The sequence below is a fragment of the Luteimonas wenzhouensis genome (assembly GCF_007859305.1).
In the GTDB taxonomy this organism is placed as follows: domain Bacteria; phylum Pseudomonadota; class Gammaproteobacteria; order Xanthomonadales; family Xanthomonadaceae; genus Luteimonas; species Luteimonas wenzhouensis.
Genome location: NZ_VOHE01000002.1, coordinates 467,703 through 484,087 on the forward strand (window position 1 = coordinate 467,703; position 16,385 = coordinate 484,087).

At 72.5% G+C, this 16,385-nt stretch carries 13 protein-coding genes and 1 pseudogene; 2 read left to right on the top strand and 12 right to left on the bottom strand.

Translation table 11 applies throughout. The features are described 5' to 3' along the window. Positions 1-54: 54 nt before the first annotated feature. A complete protein-coding gene (locus FQY79_RS05515; RefSeq protein WP_146311524.1) occupies positions 55-816 on the top strand; it encodes a spermine/spermidine synthase domain-containing protein in 762 nt (253 codons plus the stop codon). Here the strand turns inward: FQY79_RS05515 and FQY79_RS05520 are convergent. From FQY79_RS05520 to FQY79_RS05550, 7 genes are all read right to left on the bottom strand, one after another. Further along, positions 794-2,143, bottom strand: coding sequence for an MATE family efflux transporter (locus FQY79_RS05520; protein WP_146311526.1), 1,350 nt, complete (start codon positions 2,141-2,143; stop codon positions 794-796). The genes FQY79_RS05515 and FQY79_RS05520 overlap by 23 nt on opposite strands. Before the next feature lie 126 nt (positions 2,144-2,269). After that, positions 2,270-2,578 carry a hypothetical protein gene (locus tag FQY79_RS05525; RefSeq protein WP_146311528.1) on the bottom strand — a complete coding sequence of 103 codons (309 nt, stop codon included), beginning with the start codon at positions 2,576-2,578 and terminating at the stop codon, positions 2,270-2,272. A 755-nt stretch (positions 2,579-3,333) separates the two neighbouring features. Next, positions 3,334-3,849 (bottom strand): glycine zipper domain-containing protein, encoded by a 516-nt coding sequence (locus FQY79_RS05530; protein WP_146311530.1) that lies wholly within the window; start codon positions 3,847-3,849, stop codon positions 3,334-3,336. Positions 3,850-4,059: 210 nt separating this feature from the next. After that, complete coding sequence (locus FQY79_RS05535; RefSeq protein WP_146311532.1) at positions 4,060-4,392, bottom strand: DUF3325 family protein; 333 nt, start codon at positions 4,390-4,392, stop codon at positions 4,060-4,062. Next, positions 4,385-6,058, bottom strand: coding sequence for a PepSY-associated TM helix domain-containing protein (locus FQY79_RS05540; RefSeq protein ID WP_146311534.1), 1,674 nt, complete (start codon positions 6,056-6,058; stop codon positions 4,385-4,387). The genes FQY79_RS05535 and FQY79_RS05540 overlap by 8 nt, the downstream gene beginning before the upstream one ends. Positions 6,059-6,070: 12 nt before the next feature. Continuing rightward, on the bottom strand, positions 6,071-6,418 hold the full coding sequence (locus FQY79_RS05545; RefSeq protein ID WP_232221203.1) for an iron uptake protein: 348 nt from the start codon (positions 6,416-6,418) through the stop codon (positions 6,071-6,073). 19 nt (positions 6,419-6,437) lie between these two features. Next, the gene (locus FQY79_RS05550) at positions 6,438-8,441 is read right to left on the bottom strand and encodes a TonB-dependent siderophore receptor (protein ID WP_246123013.1); all 2,004 of its coding nucleotides are present in this window, start codon (positions 8,439-8,441) and stop codon (positions 6,438-6,440) included. A 620-nt stretch (positions 8,442-9,061) separates the two neighbouring features. On the opposite strand from FQY79_RS05550, the gene FQY79_RS05555 reads away from it, so the two are divergent. Beyond that, a complete protein-coding gene (locus FQY79_RS05555) occupies positions 9,062-9,268 on the top strand; it encodes a hypothetical protein (RefSeq protein ID WP_146311538.1) in 207 nt (68 codons plus the stop codon). Between the two features lie 13 nt (positions 9,269-9,281). Here FQY79_RS05555 and FQY79_RS05560 read toward each other — a convergent pair whose 3' ends face one another. From FQY79_RS05560 to betT, 5 genes and pseudogenes are all read right to left on the bottom strand, one after another. Then, the gene (locus FQY79_RS05560) at positions 9,282-9,602 is read right to left on the bottom strand and encodes a hypothetical protein (protein WP_246123014.1); all 321 of its coding nucleotides are present in this window, start codon (positions 9,600-9,602) and stop codon (positions 9,282-9,284) included. Positions 9,603-9,908: 306 nt separating this feature from the next. Continuing rightward, positions 9,909-10,655 carry a hypothetical protein gene (locus tag FQY79_RS05565; RefSeq protein ID WP_146311540.1) on the bottom strand — a complete coding sequence of 249 codons (747 nt, stop codon included), beginning with the start codon at positions 10,653-10,655 and terminating at the stop codon, positions 9,909-9,911. Positions 10,656-10,786: 131 nt separating this feature from the next. After that, positions 10,787-11,539: pseudogene (locus FQY79_RS05570) on the bottom strand (ribonuclease H-like domain-containing protein); the annotation flags it as partial. A 134-nt stretch (positions 11,540-11,673) separates the two neighbouring features. After that, positions 11,674-14,073: a DEAD/DEAH box helicase gene (locus FQY79_RS05575; RefSeq protein ID WP_146311544.1), complete on the bottom strand. Its 2,400-nt coding sequence runs from the start codon at positions 14,071-14,073 to the stop codon at positions 11,674-11,676. Between the two features lie 287 nt (positions 14,074-14,360). Next, positions 14,361-16,370, bottom strand: a complete 2,010-nt coding sequence (gene betT, locus FQY79_RS05580) for a choline BCCT transporter BetT (RefSeq protein ID WP_246123016.1) — start codon at positions 16,368-16,370, stop codon at positions 14,361-14,363. Between the last annotated feature and the right edge of the window lie 15 nt (positions 16,371-16,385).

Here is a 16,385-nt window from a genome sequence, read left to right on the forward strand (position 1 = left end):
CCGCCCCCAGCCGCGAGGATGGGGACTGTTCCATCCCATCGACCAGGAGTCCCGATGCACGCATTGACCGGCCAACGCGCCGGATTCCAGCCCCATCCCGCGCCGTCCGCACCGGCCCCGTCCAACGTCCTGGCCGACGAGCATACCGGCCTGCAGCACGTGCTGGTCACCCGCCATCCACATTTCGGCGGCCAGCTGTTCCTCGACGACGACCTCCAGATCTCCGAATCCGACACCGCCTACGGCGTGGCCATGACCAGCCCGCTGCTGGAGCTCGAGCGCCCGGCGCGCGTGGCCATCCTCGGCGGCGGCGATGGCGGCGTGCTCAACGAGCTGCTGCGCACGTTCGCGCCGCTCGACGCGGTGCCTTCCGAGCTCACCATGGTCGAGATCGACCGCCGGGTGATGGAGCTGTCCCGCGAGCACCTGCCGGCCCTGTGCGGCGACGCCTTCGACAGTCCGCACGCCAACATCGTGGTCGGCGACGCGTTCGCCTGGATCGCGCAGGCGCGCGACCTCGACGCGGTGATCTACGACCTGACCATGGACCCGGTGCGCGAAGGCCAGAGCCGCGCCGACTTCATCTCCGGCATCGTCGCCCACATGGCGCGCGCACTGCGCCCCGGCGGCGTGTTGAGCATGCAGTGCTGCGGACACGGCCTGCGCGACGCCGACGACCGCGCCACCCGCCGCGAACTGCTGCCGCTGATCCGCGAGGCGGTGGACGTGCATTTCACCGACCGCTGCGAGCAGAGCGTGCTGGTGCCCTCCTACCGCGACCTGTGGACCTTCCTCAGCGCGCGGAAGCCGGCGTAAGGGTCCGCGCCAGGCGGCGGTAGCCGGGCAGCAGCGCCAGCGCCCGCGCCACCACGAACACCACGAAGGCCGCCCACAGGCCGTGGTTGCCCCACAGCGCCGCCGCCGGCCAGGCGCACAGCACGAACGCCGCCAGCGAGACCATCGACGCGTTGCGCATCGCGCGCGTCCAGGTGGCGCCGATGAAGATGCCGTCGAGCTGGAAGGCGGCGACCGACAACAGCACGTACAGCCCGGTCCAGGGCAGGAAGGCCCGCGCGGTGGCCGCCACGTCCGGCAGCGAGGTCAGCAGCGCCACCATCGCGCCGCCCGCCAGCCAGATCGCCAGCGCCAGCACGACGGCAGTGGCCGCGGCCAGCTCGCTCGACACCCGCACCACGCGCTGCAGCCGCGCCCGGTCGCGCGCACCCGCCGCCGCGCCAACCTGGGCCTCGGCCACGAACGCGTAGCCGTCGAGGAAGAACGCGCTGAACGACACCAGCTGCAGCAACAGGTGGTTGGCGGCCAGGGTCGTGTCGCCCAGCCGCGCGCCCTGGCTGGCGAACCAGCCGAACCCGGCGAGCAGGCACAGCGTGCGCACCATGATGTCGCCGTTGGCCGCCATCATCCGCCGCAGCCGCGCGGCGTCGCGCAGCCGTGCCCATGGCACGAACGCAGCACCGTCGACATGCCGCTCCCGCAGCATGCGCCACAGCACCCACGCCGCCACCGCGCAGGTGCTCCATTCGGCAATCGCCGTGCCCAGTCCGATCCCGCGCGCGCCCATCCCGAGCACGCCGGCGAAATACACGTCGAGCACCGCGTTGAGCCCGTTGAGCAGCAGCTGCACCAGCAGCAGGGTGCGGCCATGCCCCAGCCCGATCAACGCGCCGCTGAAGGCGTACAGCGCCAGTGCCGCGGGCGCCCCCCAGATCCGCGCCTGGAAGTACGCCGTGCCCTGCGCGGCGACGAGGTCGCTGGCGTCCATCGCCGCGAACCAGCCCACCGCCAGCGGCCACTGCGCCAGCACCAGGCAGACCCCCAACCCGGCCCCCAGCAGCAGCGAACGCGCCAGCGTCGCCCGCACCTCGGCTTCGTCGCCCGCACCGTCGGCCTGGGCGATGAAGCCGGTGGTGGCCATGCGCAGGAAGCCGAAGCTCCAGTAAATGAAGTTGAACAGCAGCGCGCCGAGCGCCAGCGCCCCGAGACCGGCGGTGCTGCCGTAGTGGCCGATGACCGCGGTATCCACCAGCCCCAGCAGCGGCACCGAGGCATTGGCCAGGATGATCGGCCAGGCCTGCCGGGCGATGCCGGTGTGCGTGATCGCGGGTGGGGACGCGGTCTGCATCACGCCATGATGCAGCAGCCAGCGGGCGATGTGTGGGTCGGCGGAACAGCACGAGGCGCATTGTCCATGGCCAGCGGCACGTGGCGCGTGGCGCATGGCGTCTGCGTCAGGTTCCAGGCAGCCGTGCTACAGCCGCTCGACCTGCATCGCCCGCACCAGTACCTCATCCTGGTCGAAGCGCTGCTCCAGCTGCCACCGGTAGTGCGCCCACCAGCCGTGGTCCAGATGCATCGCCATCACTTCCAGCAGCACCACCTCGTCGCGCTGCACCGCGCCGTCGTCGTCCTCCCATGCCCCAAGCCCGGGCGAACGGACGAAGGCGGTGACGCCGCCGAACACCTCTGTCAGCTCGGCGCGTACCGCGTCGAACAGCGTCCGCGGAAAGGCGGCGCCGTCGTTGTCGCGGAGCGGGAGGAACAGCTGGACCAGGTGCATGGCGCGGGCGGCGTGCGGATCGCCCCTAACATCGCACGGCGGGTGTTGTCGCGAGGTGGAACGCAGAGGCGGCAAGGTGCTGTTGCTTCGTTGCGGATCCTCGCGTCGGACGCTGCCCCCCATCCCGGCCTTCCCCCGCATGCGGGGGAAGGAGCAGGGCGGCCCAGCCGCCTCCACGCCCGTGGCCCCCCTCCCCCGCCCGCGGGGGAGGGTTGGGGTGGGGGGCAAAGTCCGACCGCTGCGCCGCAAATCCTCGCGTCCGACACCGCCCCCATCCCGGCCTTCCCCCGCATGCGGGGGAAGGAGCAGGGCCTGCCCAGCCGCCTCCACGCCCGTGACCCCCTCCCCCGCCCGCGGGGGAGGGTTGAGGTGGGGGCAAAGTCCGACCGCTGCGCCGCAAGTCCTCGCGTCCGACACCGCCCCACCCCGGCCTTCCCCCGCATGCGGGGGAAGGAGCAGGGCCTGCCCAGTCACCTCCACGCCCGTGACACCCCCTCCCCCGCCCGCGGGGGAGGGTTGGGGTGGGGGCAAGGTCCGACCGCTGCGCCACAAGTCCTCGCGTCGGACGCGGCCCCCATCCCGGCCTTCCCCCGCATGCGGGGGAAAGAGCAGGGCGGCCCAGCCGCCTCCACTCCCGTGACACCCCCTCCCCCGCTAGCGGGGGAGGGCCGGGGTGGGGGCGAACCATGCCCCCGGCAACGAAAAAGGGCCCCGCAATCCGCGGGGCCCCGGCCGCGCGCGAGGCGCGGCGCAACTCAGCGGCCGTCGCCGTCCGCGTCGCCCGGCAACGCGCGCTCGACGCGGTGCCACGCGGCGCGGGTCGCGTCGCGTGCGCGGTCCCAGTCGAGGCGCGAATTACCGCGACCGCGCTCGTACTCGGCGCGCAGGTCCGGCTCGGCCTGCTCGAAGTCGCGGTCGGCGAACCGCGCGCGGCCTTCGTAACCGGTGCGGTAGGCCGGCGCATAGTCCTCGTAGCCGTACTGCGGATCGTGGTAGGTCTCGGCGCTGTAGTGCTCGCGCCAATAGGCGTCCTCGACCGTCGGGTTCACCCGTTCGGCCATCGACTTGCCGCCGAGCCCGCCGGCGATCGCGCCCACCGCCGCGCCTACCGCGGTGCCCACCGGCCCGGCGACCGAGCCGACCGCCGCGCCCGCCACCCCACCCGCGGTCGCGCCCACGCCGGTGCCGACCGGGTGTGCGCCCGGGGTGCCGGTGATCGGATCGCGGTTGGCGTCGCCGTGTGCATGCCTGTCGTCGTTCTGGTTCGTCATCGAAGTGCTCCCTGTCGGTGTGTCGTTGCGTGCGTCCGGCGGATGCCGGCCGACCGACAAGGTGCGCGCCGCGACGTGAGTAGCACGTGTGGCGCGCGGACTTTTTCCTGAATGCGTTTCCTGCGCGGATTCACCGACGTGCAGGTGGTGTTGTCGACCGGCAGGGGCAACGTCCGCCGCCTGCCACCTTGGCCAGGACGCTCGACCTCGTCAGCGCACCCGCCCACGCATCCATGGCGCAAGCGCGCGCAGCCAGCACGGCCGCCAGGCCAGCGCGAACGCGACCGCGAGCGCGGCGCCGCTGAGCGTCATGGCCCACACCAGGACCGCGATGCTCGCGTGGTCGGCGCCCAGGCACAGCACCAGCGCAAGCGCCACCGCCGCGGCACCGAGCGCGCGATGCAGCCGCAGCAGGCCTGCGGGCGCATTCCGCCCCCATGCCTGTTGCACGTGCGCGGGCAACGAGAGCGCCAGCCAGCCCATCCCCGCCAGCGCGCAGGCGACGGCGGCCAACAGCAGCCACGCGCCGCTGGATTCATGCATGGCGCGGCTCCGGACCGACCGCACGCCGCGCCGTGGCGACCGCCCTCGCCCGCTGCCGCAATCGCCATGCGCCGGCCGCGGCGATCGCGGCCGTCGCCAGCAGCGCAAGATCCACTCCCGCCACCGGCCCGTTGCCCGCACCCAGCGTGCGCAGCAGGTGGTCGCCGGTGGTGATCCAGTTGAGCACGGCCGCCGAAACCGCGAGCACGGCGATCGCCGCCGCCTGTTCGCGCCAGGCCGGATTGGGCAGCCCCTGCACGACCGGCGCGCTGCGCCACGCCGCATGCAGCAGTGCGGCCATCCACGTGCCCCAGAAGGCGCAGCGCTCCCAGGTCGCGCGCGCCGGCAGGTCCTCGGGCAGGAGCCGGTTCGCGACCAGGATGCCCAGGGCCGCCAGCACCATCCCGGTGACCGCCGCCACCGCGAGCGCATCGACCACGCGTGCGCCCTGCCGGCCCTGGCGCGCATGCTGGCGCTTGCGCTTCTCGACGAAGAAGACGAAGCCGGTGGCGATGCACACGGCGCCGGCCAGTCCGCCGAGCACGTACAGCCAGCGCAGCAGCCAGTGGCGGAAGTGCTGCAGGTGCAGCCCGGTCAGGAACTGCGCCATCCGCTCCACCGGGGTGGGCGCGGGATCCTCGCGGATCAGCTCCCCGGTCGCGGCCCGGTAGTGGATGCCATCGCCGACCAGGGCGATGCGGTCGGTGCCCGCGCGGTACACGCTGACGTAGCCGTTGGCATCGCCCACGTGCTGCAGCACCAGGAAGCCGACGTCGCCGGCCTTGCCGTCCTCGGCCCAGCGGCGCCGCGCGTCGGCCACCATCGCGTCCACGTCCGCCAGCCCGGCCGCCACGCCGGCGCGCTCGTGCGGCAGCCCGGTGCGGCCGGCCTCGAGGCGCGCGTTGAGGTCGTGCAGCTCGTGCAACTGGGTATGGCCGACCGGGAAGTAGTAGGTCGCGGCGAAGATCAGCAGTCCGGTCAGCGCGAAGAAGAAGTGGAACGGCAGCGCCACCACGCCGGTGAGGTTGTGCAGGTCGAGCACCGAGCGCAGCCGCGCGCGGTCGGGCCGGAAGGTGAAGAACTCGCGGAACAGGTGTCGGTGCATCACGACGCCGGTGGCCAGCGCGGCCAGCATCACCAGCGCCGACAGGCCCACGATCCAGATGCCGAGGTTCCGCCAGTCCAGCGTCAGCCCGTAGTGCAGCGGGAAGAAGAAGCCGCTGCCGACCTTGAGCCGGTCGTCGGGCAGCGGCCGGCCGTCGCGCGGGTCGATGGTGGCGTCGGCCCACAGCAGGTCGCCCGCGTGCCTGGCATTGGGCACGACGAAGCCGGCGAACAGCTGCAGCACCGGATCGCGGTGGGTGGTGTAGGCGCTCCAGGTCCCGACGGTGTCGTACTGCGCGGGCATCGGCCCGTCCACCCTCGGGCGCATCGCCTCGATCGCCTCGGGCGTGGGCTGGATGCGCTCGAACGCCGGCCGCAGCACCGCGTCGAACGACGGCATCGGCTGCGGCTCGAACCGCGTCGCAGGGATCGCCCAGCGGTCGATCTCGCGGTCGAACACCGACAGCGCGCCGAAGAAGAACGCCGCCATCAGCACGAAACCCAGCACCAGGCCGAACCAGGTGTGCACCCATGCCATCGCCTGGCGGAATCCCTGGAACATGTTCCCTCCTCCTCAGGCCAGCAACGCCTGCACCAGCGACGCGACGCCTGCGAGCACGGTGCCCCCGCCCGGCAGCACCACCCACGCCAGCCATTCGCGCCGCACCGCGAACGCCCACAGCAACGCCACCAGGAGCGCCAGCACGCCGAGCAGGCTGGACAGGAACTCGGCGTCGTGGAAGCCCATCCCCGCGGCGTACATCAGCGCCGTCCCGGCCGCGACCACGCCCCAAGCGAAGGCGTAGCCCCCAAGCACCGCGACCAGCACGCGCGAGGCGAAGCGCAATCTGCGCCGGCGGCCCGTGGCGCTGGCGATGGCGGGGCTGGCGCGGGACATGGCGGTGGCCTCGTCGTGGCTCATGGGGCGCAGGCAGGCGTGCTCACTGGAACCTCCAGTCGAAGCTCAGCGTGTAGTTCGCGGGCGCGCCGTAGTAGCCGCTGTAGCGCAGCGTGTTGATGTACTTCCGGTCGCCCAGGTTGCGCACGTTCAGTCGCAGGGTGGCGTTGGGCCGCAGCTCCCAGGACACGAACGCATCCACCACCTCGTAAGCGTCCTGGCGCACGCGGAACCCACTCGATTCGGTATTCCACACGCCGGACTGCCAGCGCCCGGCCACGCCCCAGCCCAGCGCCGGGACGGAAGGCACGCGCCCGGCCAGCTGCAGGTTGGCCGTGCGGCGCGGCACCCAGGGATAGGTGTCCTCGCCGTCGAGGCCGTCCAGCTCCAGCGCGGTGACGCCGAACACGACATCGAGGTGCTCGCCGAGCCGGCCCACCGCTTCGAGTTCCACGCCCTTGGAGCGCACGTCCACCGGCGCGTACACGTACGAGCCGTATTCGTTGTACTCGCCGGTGGGCGTCGCCAGTCCGTCCTGGTCGGCCCTGAACACGGCGAACGTGGTCAGCAGGCGGCCGTCGAGCCAGTCGGCCTTGATCCCGGCCTCGACGTTCACGCCCCGGCTCGGATCGAGGTAGCGGTCGTCCGCGTCCACCTGGTCCTGCGGTTGATGGATGTCCGACCAGCTCACGTAGCCGAGCACGCGCTCGCTAAAGTCGAAGGTCAGTCCGGCATAGGGGCTGGTGTGGCGGGTGGACTGGTCGAAGTCGAGCGCGTACGAGCGGCCATGGCGGCGGTAGCGCGCGTGGTTGACGCCGAGGATCGCCTTGAGCCGATCGGTCAACGCCAGGCGGGTGGTGCCGAACACGCGCTCGAGCGACTGGTTGAGCGCGGAGTACTGCACCGGTTCGCCCCAGGCCGGCTCGGGCAGCGCGCTGGTGGGATACGGGAACGGCGGCAGCGGGCCCCAGGCCGGCGCGTCGGGATCGGCCGCGCGTTCGCGCCCATCGTCGCTGCTGCGCGAGGCACTCACGCCGACCACCAGCTCGTGCGCGCGGCCGAAGGCCTCGAAGCGACCGTCCAGCGTCGCCGTGCCCAGGCGCGCCACGGCGCGGTCGTCGCCCCCCCACGGGTAGCCGACCAGGCCGAGTCCGGTGCCGGGCTCCAGCCCCATGCCCGCGCCGTCGTAGGCGTAGAACATGCGCTCGTCGCCGCTGAAGCGCCGATGGTCGTAGGCAAGCTTGAGCTGCCAGTCGTCGCCGAGGCGGTGCTGGTACTCGATGAAGGCGGTGTGGGTGGTCGTGTTCCAGTACGTCCAGTCCTGGGTGGTGGTGGCGCTGGTGGGCCACTCGAGCTGGCGGCCGTCGGCGTCCACGAACACCAGCGCGCCCCACATGATCCCGTCCGAGCGGGTGCGCTGGTACGACCAGCCCAGCGCCAGCGTGCCGTTCCGGCCGACCTGGCCATCGACCACGCCGTAGACGAAGTCGCGGCGGTCGTGGTTGGCGCGCAGCCAGGAGTCGCCGTCCTCGTGCGCGGCGACCACGCGCCCGGCCCAGGTGCCGTCGACGGTGAACGGCGTCGAGTAGTCGAACTCGGCGCGCAGCGTATCCCACGACCCGTAGGACAGGCCGAACAGCCCCTGGCGTTCGTTGGTGGGACGCTTGCGCACGTAGTTGATCGTGCCCGCGGCGTTGCCCACGCCGGTGAGCAGGCCGTTGGCGCCGCGGATCACCTCGACCTTCTCGTAGCCGAAGGCGTCGATGGCGCCGGTGGCGATGCCCCAGCTGTTGGGCATGCCGACGCCATCGACCTGGGTGTTGAGGATGTCGAAGCCGCGCGCGCCGTAGCTGGTGCGGTTGGTCTCCCACTCGTCCACGCGCACGCCGGTGGCCAGGCGCAGGGCCTCGTTCACGCTGTCGGCGCCGAAGCGGCGCATCTGCGCGGCGTCGACCACGCTGATCGACTGCGGCGTGTCGCGGATCTCCAGGTCGAGGTTGAGCGCGCCGTTGCTGACCCGGCTGGCGCGCTGGGCGACGACGAGCACGGCATCGAGTTCGGTGGCGCCGCGGCTGGTGACGGCAACGTCTGCCGGGCCGGCATCCTGCGCCGCCGCGACGGCTGGCAGGCAGGCGACCAGAACTGCGGTCGCCAGGCGGGACGGAACGGGGGGGAAGGGGCGGACCCTGGAAACGCGGGAACAGGCACCGGCGGGCCGCGCGGAGGACGTGTCAGGCATGGTCTTCCTGTGGAGGAGGTGGCAAGGCTGCTCACCCCTGGCGTGTCGCGGCTTGGGGATCCCGTGGTCGGGTCGTTGCGGGCACTGGCGCGAGGCACGGCCGACCGACCGGAGCATATTAAATGGGAATCATTCTTATACCGCAAGTCATTCCCGATTCCTGGCGCGGGCAGCGGGCGTCCCCAGCGCGGTGGGGGTGTGATCAAGACCACGGCGGACGCCGTGAGCGGCCCCCACCCCAGCCCTCCCCCGCGCGCGGGGGAGGGGGCGGGCGTCTGGACCTGACGCGCCGTGAGCGCCGCTCTCCCGCCCGAGGGAGGGACCGGAGGGGTCTTGGGAGTCGAACCGGCCCGGCTTCCCGGCCCGGCTTCACGGTCCGCCGACGCGGTCCGACGCACTCTGCACGGCCATCCAGACGGGGCCTGGCGATGCGAGCAGACCACCACCAGAGGCAACCGGGCTCCGCGGCCCGGCGCAGGGATCGACGCCTGGACCTGGCGGTCGGCTACGCGATCCTGGCCATGTTCATCGGCAGTTTCCTGGCCCTGGCCGCGCTGCTGCCGGCCGAACCGGCGGGCACGGCCGCCGGACGGGCGCCCGCGGCGGATAGCCAGGTCGCGGCCAACGGCGGCTGACGCGCCAGCGCGCTCAGTCGCGCAGGCGCAGGGTGGGTTCCTCGTCCAGGGTGCCGTCCTCGCGCACCACGACGAAACGGGTGTCGTCCTTGTCGAACAACACCGGAATCGGCGCCAGGAACAGCGGCCGGCGCACGAAGGCCAACCGCCACTTGAAAATCTCCAGCGCCTCGATGGTGACCAGCTGCTCGGGCGTCAGCCCGGCGCGCAGCGCCTCCGGATCCTCCACCGAAGCAGCACGCTTGCGGCGTTCGCGGACCGGTGCCGCCTTCTTCTTCGCTGCGCCGGGCTGTGACGGTGGGGGGATCGGGGCGTGTTCCGGCTTGCGCGACATCGTGGCTCCAGGGGATCGGACGACGGCAACGCGTGTTCCCCGTCGCACGCATCGCACGCGCGTCAATCAGGCAAGAAGCGTGCCGCGGGGCCGGGCCGGCGCGGCGGCGCCGGGTCGTGTTCAGCCAGCGACGGGGCCATCGCGCCGCCGTCGCCCTGCCCGTTCATGCAGGCCAGACGCGGGCGGCGGGCGCGGCGCGCTCCGGGTGCCCTCGCGCCTGCCGGCCGCGACGGCGTGGCCGCGCAACAGCCAGGAGTGACGCAAACCCGTCATTGCCGCCGCGCAACGGCAGTCCGCTCCGTGACGCTATGGCGCAAGCGCGGGTTCGAACGAAAACCCGTCGCCCACCTCCTGCAGGCAGGTGAATCCGTCCCGCGGCAACCGCATCCACCGGCGTTCGCCTTCGGCGTCGTCCTCGATGCTGCCGGTGCGGGTCCAGCCGCGGCCGGTGAGGAAGTTGAGGCTGCGCTGCGTGATCTCGCCGGTGGCGCGATGCAGCGATGTCTCGTCGAGGCCGACCAGGCGCGCGCAACCGTCCTGGATGCGGAACGCGAAGCTGCGCTGGGTGCTGGCCCAGCTGCCGGCGCTGGCCCAGGCATGCAGCGTCACGCTGAACACGCGGCTCGGCGCGATCCCGAGGGCGTCCTCGGGGAGCACGTCGTCATGGGCCGGCGAATGCGGGCGCGGGATCAGGGCGTGGTCGGCCACCAGGCGGCGATAGCCGTCGGCGTCGGCGAGCGCCACCACCAGCATGCGCGGGTTGGTGTCGAAGCGCGACGGGCCCGGTCCGTCGTGGGCGAGGACGTTGGCGGGGTCGTCCATCTTCAGCACCAGCAGCAGGTCGCTGCGCCCGTCTTCGTCGAGGTGGCCTTCGACCGCACGTTCGACGCGCCAGCCGGGCGGTGCGAAGCCGTCGGCGGTGGTGGCGTGCGCGGGAACGTCGGGCCACTCGACCGGCGGCGGCTCCAGGTCCTGCGCGTGGCTGGCGGCGGCCAGGCACGCCAGGGTCCACGCCGCGGCGCTGCGCCAGGGGCGATGGCGGTGGATGGACATGCCGGGCTCCGGGCGGGGCGGGTGGTGTGGGAAGGATGCCTCGTGGACGGGGAGGGGCCAAGGGTGGGTGGGTGGCGGTGCAGGTGCCCCTCCCGGTCTCCCCGGACCGGGGGAGGGGCACGCGGCGGGCGTCAGCGGGGGACGGGGTGCAGCGGGGGGCCGCCCTGGGCCAGGGCGTGGAAGTGGACGAGGAGGCCGCACAGGCTGCGCAGGTCGCGGGCGTTGTGCTCGGCCACCTTGCGCAGTCGCTCGGCGCTGCCGCCGCGCAGATAGGACAGCCACGCGGCCGGGGCCTGGGAGCCCGGCAGGTCGTCCTCGCGCACCACGCCCAGCAGCTGGCGTTCGGCGGTGGCGAGGCGGCAGTTCTCCCACACCCCGCGGTAGAGGCGGCGCACGGGATGCAGCAGGTCGATGTGCTCGCGGCCGAGCACCGGGTCGGGCAGCCGCGCCAGCGTGTAGCGCGTGCTCAACAGCGGCCGGTCGTAGCACTTGCCGTTGTAGGACAGAAGCACCGTGCCCGGTTCCAGCCACGCGGCGAACTCGCGCAGCATCGCCTGCTCGGCGCCCATCGTGGTCATCAACAGCTGGCGGATGCGCAGGCCGCCATCGCGCCAGTCGCTGGCGCCGATCATGAAGGCGCGCGTGCCGGTGCCACCGGCCAGGCCCGTGGTCTCGGTGTCGAAGGCGAGGATGCGCCGGGTCTCGACAGCGTCCATGCCCAGCGCGGACAGGTCCAGCCGCTCCGGCAGCCGCTCGAACGGGACCCAGGTCTCGATGCAGCGCAGGCCCGGCGCCAGCTCCGCGCCGTCGAGCCGGCGATCGAGGCTGCGCACGACCGCCGGCGCGGCCGGACGCAGCCCGAGCAGCTTGCGCAGCTGCGCCAGCTGGTCGGAAGCCGACGCAGGCTGCGGCATCGGCGGCGCTGGCGGAGGACTGGACGGCACCGCGGCACCAGCCGGCGCCATCGACGCTGCGCCCGCCTGTCGCCGCAATCCCGCCAACCGGTTCGCCAGCGCGCTCAAGCCGCCTCCCCCAGCAGTTCCAGCACCCTGGTCCCGGCCTCCTTGACCGAGCTGCCGTCCACCTCGCTCGAGGCCAGCACCGGGCCGACGCAGGCCGGGCAGCCGTGCGCGCAGGGACACGCGCGGATGAGCTCGAGCGCCTGCCGGCGCAGGTCCTCGCGCCGCTCGAACAGCGGCAGCGACAGCCCGACGCCGCCCGGGTAGTTGTCGTAGAGGAACAGCGTCGGCGTGAACCCGCGCGTGGGATCCGCCAGCGCCTCGCCGCTGTCGCCCGAGCGCAGCTGGCCGCGCCCGCCCTGGTCGGCGGTGGCGAACCAGGCGCCGTCGCCGCTGCCCACGGCCTTCTGCAGGTCGCGCCCCTCGGCCATCACCGACACCATCGCCACCAGGTGCAGCGCGTAGGCCGCCGACAGGAACCCGTCCAGCGCCTCCTGGCGCGAGGCGAAGCGCGCTTCGAGCACGTGCTGCGGCAGCTGCCACCAGCAGGCGGTGGTGTGCAGCTCCTGGTCCGGCAGGTTCACCGGCCCGTAGCCGATGTTCTCGTGGGTGTGGAAGCGGATCTTCTTGTAGCCCGACACCCGCCGCAGTACGTGCACCTCGCCGTGGTGCGCGCTGCCCTGCCCCGCCGGCGCGCCCTCGGCCTCGTCGAGCACCTTGAGCCTGGTGTAGTCGATGGCGTCGGTGTAGTAGTCGACGTGGGTCCTGCGCACGTAGGCCTTGCGCCCCTCCCAGTCCAGGCGCTCGACCTGGTAGGGCTCGGACTGGACCATGTGGATCGCGCCCTCGTACAGGGTGAGCGCGGCGGCCGAGTAATCGACCTCGGCGATGATCGCCTGGCGCGAGTCGGTGCGGTCCACCACCACGAAGTTGCCGTCGGCCACCGAGCGCAGGTTCACCGCCTGCGCCGGATAGCTGTCGGCGATCCACTCCCAGCGCCCGCCTTCCTGGTGCAGCACGCCGCTCTCGGCCAGCACCTCCAGCCACGGCCCGGGCTCCACCGGCCCGAACATGTCGCCCTCCACGAACGGCAGTTCGAACGCGGCGCAGCGGATGTGGTCCATCAGGATCAGCGGCTGGTCGGGCGCGATGCGCGCCTGCTCGGGCGTGGCACTGGCGAAGAACTCCGGATGCCGCACCACGTACTGGTCGAGCGGCAGGCTGCTCGCCACCAGCACCCCGATCGAAGGCTGCTGGCGGCGCCCGGCGCGGCCGAAGCGCTGCCAGGTCTGCGCGATCGAGCCCGGGTAGCCGTTGAGCACCACCACGTCCAGGCTGCCGATGTCCACGCCCAGCTCCAGCGCCGAGGTGCTGACGATGCCGTCCACGCGGCCCGAGCGCATCTCGCGCTCCACCTCGCGCCGCTCGGTGGGCAGGTAGCCGCCGCGGTAGGCGCGGATCCGGCGCGGCTTGCGCGGATCGCTGTCGAACACCTCCTTGAGGTACTTGGTCAGCACCTCCACCATCAGCCGCGACTGGCAGAACACCATCGTCTTGAGCCCGGCCTTGATCGCCATCCGCGCGATCCGGTTGGCCTGCGAGCGCGCCGAGGCGCGGATGCCCAGGTCCGGGTTCACCACCGGCGGGTTCCACAGCAGGATGTGCTTGTCGCCGCTGGGCGCGCCGCTCTCGGTGATCGCCTCCACCGCGTCCTCGATCAATGCCGCGGCGTGTCCGGCCGCGTTGCCGATCGTGGCCGAGCACAGGATGAACTGCGGCCTCGCGCCGTAGAACGCGCATACCCGCTTGAGCCGCCGGATCACGTTCGCCACGTGCGAGCCGAACACGCCGCGGTAGGTGTGCACCTCGTCGATCACCACGTAGCGCAGGTTCTCGAAGAACCGCGCCCACTTGGTGTGGTGCGGCAGGATCGCCTGGTGGAGCATGTCCGGGTTGCTGACCACCACGTCGCCGTGCAGGCGGATCGCCTGGCGCGCATCGCCCGGCGTGTCGCCGTCGAAGGTGGCCGCGCGCAGGCCGAGGTCGCCGGCCTTGTTGAGCTCGAGCAGCTCGGCCACCTGGTCCTGCGCCAGCGCCTTGGTCGGGAACAGGTACAGCGCCTTGGCGCCCTGCTCCAGCGCCGCGCTGACCACCGGCAGGGTGTAGCACAGCGACTTGCCCGAGGCCGTGGGCGTGGCCACCACCACGTGCCGCCCCGCCCGCGCCGCCTCCCAGGCCCGCGCCTGGTGCGCGTACAGCGAGCGGATCCCGCGCGCCTGCAGCGCCGCGGCCAGCGCCGGCGGCAGCTCGCGCGGCAGCGGCCGCAGGTCGGGCGCCCGGCCGGGGATGGTGAACTGCCCGGTGACCCGGTCCGAATAGCGGTCGGCGAGCCGGCGCGCCAGCTGGCCGCCCGACGGCGCGGGCGCAGGCAGCGGCCTGGCGTGGACGATGGCGTTCATCGATGGACCTGCCCTGGATGGGCGGGCCAGTGTCGTGGCGGCCCGTCTCACAGGCTGAGCCTGCACGGCCGCGACGCGTCCGCCCGCCCGCGACGCGGACGGTCGCCTCACAACGCAACCGGCGCGCGCCCAGGCGCGCCGCGCGTGGCCGCCGCCGTGTTGCGTCCCACCGTGGACATCCACCCCACGCCTGTAGGAGCGGCTTCAGCCGCGACCGGGATCTCCGAACGTGCGGGTCGCGGCTGAAGCCGCTCCTACCAGGGGCTGGTTGCCGCGCGCTGCTGCGCTCAACGCACGGCGTTGAGGAAGTGGAGGTGGCGCCCGTACTGGTCCAGCACGTCGTGGATCAGTTCGTCGCGGCTCCAGCCCATCACGTCGTAGTCCTGCCCACCCTCGCGCAGGTGCACTTCGGCGCGAAAGGGCTGCTCGTCCTCGCGCGGCCGGCGGCGCGGGTCGGCGAGCATGAATTCGGCCGGTTCGTAGGCCACGGGGCGCACGCCGTAGAAGAAGTCCATCTCCTCGCCATGGCCCACGCGCAGCCAGGGGCCGCCGTGCTCGCCTTCGCCCACGTGCACCTCCAGCCCCTGCAGCCGCAGCTCCGCCGCCACCGCCTCGAGCGCGGGCCGCACCGTCTCGCGAAGGTACCGCATCACCTGCGGGCGCGTGGGATGCTGCATCAGCGTGCGCAAGCGCGTCTTCCAGTCGCCCACGCCACCGGCCAGGGGCGCCACCCGCGCGCTGCGCAGGGTCAGGCGTCGCGCCGCATCCATCCGCAGCGCCCGCAGCAGGCCCCAGCACATCAGCAGCATGACCACGGTGAACGGCAGCGCGCTGGCGATCGTGGCCGCCTGCAGCGCCTCCAGCCCGCCGGCCAGCAACAGGGCGATGGCCACCGCGCCCACGGTGAGCGACCAGAAGATCCGTTGCCACACCGGCGACTCCCGGTCGTCCCTGGACGAGAGCATGTCGATCACCAGCGCGCCCGAGTCGGCCGACGTGACGAAGAACACCACCACCAGCAATGTGGCGACCGCCGACGTGACCGTGGCCAGCGGATACGACTCGAGGAACTGGAACAGCGCTACCGAGGTGTCGGCGCGCACCGCCTCGACCAGGCGCGACGTGCCAGCGCTCGCCAGCTCGCCCATCACCTGGTACAGCGCGCTGTTGCCGTACACCGTCATCCACAGGAAGGTGAAGCCCAGCGGCACCAGCAGCACGCCGACCACGAACTCGCGCACCGTGCGCCCGCGCGAGATCCGGGCGATGAACATGCCCACGAACGGCGACCACGCCACCCACCAGCCCCAGTAGAACAGGGTCCAGCCACCGAGCCAGCCGCTGGGCTGGTAGGCATAGAGGTTGAACGTCATCGAGAAGATGTTCGAGAGGTACATCCCGGTGTTCTGCACCAGCGCCTGCAGCAGGTGCACGGTGGGACCGGCCAGCAGCACGAAGCCCATCAGCGCCAGCGCCAGCACCATGTTCAGTTCCGACAGCCGCCGGATCCCGCGGTCCAGGCCCGAGAACACCGAGCCGGTGGCCATCAGCGTGATCACCACGATCAGCAGCACCTGAACCCCCACGCCCACCGGCGTCTGGAACAGGTAGCTCAGCCCCGAGTTGATCTGGATGACGCCCAGCCCCAGCGACGTGGCCAGGCCGAAGATCGTGCCCAGCACCGCGAAGGTGTCGACCGCGTGGCCGATGCCGCCATGGATGCGCTCGCCGACCAGCGGGTACAGCGCCGAGCGGATCCGCAGCGGCAGCCCGTGCCGGTAGGAGAAATAGGCCAGCGACAGCGCCACCACCGCGTAGACCGCCCACGCATGGATGCCCCAGTGGAAGAAGGTGATCCGCATCGCCTGCCGCGCCGCCGCCACCGTCATCGCATCGCCCACCGGCGGATCGGCGAAATGGATGATCGGCTCGGCCACGCCGAAGAACATCAGCCCGATGCCCATCCCCGCCGCGAACAGCATCGCGAACCAGGTGGGATAGCTGTAGTCGGGCCGGCTGTGGTCCGGCCCCAGCCGGATCCGCCCCAGCCCGCTCGCCCCCAGTCCCACCACGAACACCAGGAACCCCGCCACCGCCAGGATGGTGAACCACCCCGCCTCGTCCGCCACCCAGGCCTGCGCCCGCCCGAACAGCGCCGCCGACGTGTCCGGTGCCGCGAACGACAGCGCCACCAGCGCCAGCACCACGACCGCGGTGGGAACGAAGACCGGCGCGAGAATGGAGGTGCGGAGGCCGGGTGGGGCCTCGCCGGGCGGAGTGGGATCGGGGGGCATCATGGCATCTCTCCGGGG

Bases quoted from the DNA above. Each gene is read 5' to 3' on its own strand.
- FQY79_RS05565 (WP_146311540.1), bottom strand. From the start codon at position 10,655: ATGTCCATCCACCGCCATCGCCCCTGGCGCAGCGCCGCGGCGTGGACC.
- FQY79_RS05575 (WP_146311544.1), bottom strand. From the start codon at position 14,073: ATGAACGCCATCGTCCACGCCAGGCCGCTGCCTGCGCCCGCGCCGTCG.
- FQY79_RS05535 (WP_146311532.1), bottom strand. From the start codon at position 4,392: ATGCATGAATCCAGCGGCGCGTGGCTGCTGTTGGCCGCCGTCGCCTGC.
- FQY79_RS05530 (WP_146311530.1), bottom strand. From the start codon at position 3,849: ATGACGAACCAGAACGACGACAGGCATGCACACGGCGACGCCAACCGC.
- FQY79_RS05525 (WP_146311528.1), bottom strand. From the start codon at position 2,578: ATGCACCTGGTCCAGCTGTTCCTCCCGCTCCGCGACAACGACGGCGCC.
- FQY79_RS05545 (WP_232221203.1), bottom strand. From the start codon at position 6,418: ATGAGCCACGACGAGGCCACCGCCATGTCCCGCGCCAGCCCCGCCATC.
- betT (WP_246123016.1), bottom strand. From the start codon at position 16,370: ATGATGCCCCCCGATCCCACTCCGCCCGGCGAGGCCCCACCCGGCCTC.
- FQY79_RS05560 (WP_246123014.1), bottom strand. From the start codon at position 9,602: ATGTCGCGCAAGCCGGAACACGCCCCGATCCCCCCACCGTCACAGCCC.
- FQY79_RS05555 (WP_146311538.1), top strand. From the start codon at position 9,062: ATGCGAGCAGACCACCACCAGAGGCAACCGGGCTCCGCGGCCCGGCGC.
- FQY79_RS05520 (WP_146311526.1), bottom strand. From the start codon at position 2,143: ATGCAGACCGCGTCCCCACCCGCGATCACGCACACCGGCATCGCCCGG.
- FQY79_RS05540 (WP_146311534.1), bottom strand. From the start codon at position 6,058: ATGTTCCAGGGATTCCGCCAGGCGATGGCATGGGTGCACACCTGGTTC.
- FQY79_RS05515 (WP_146311524.1), top strand. From the start codon at position 55: ATGCACGCATTGACCGGCCAACGCGCCGGATTCCAGCCCCATCCCGCG.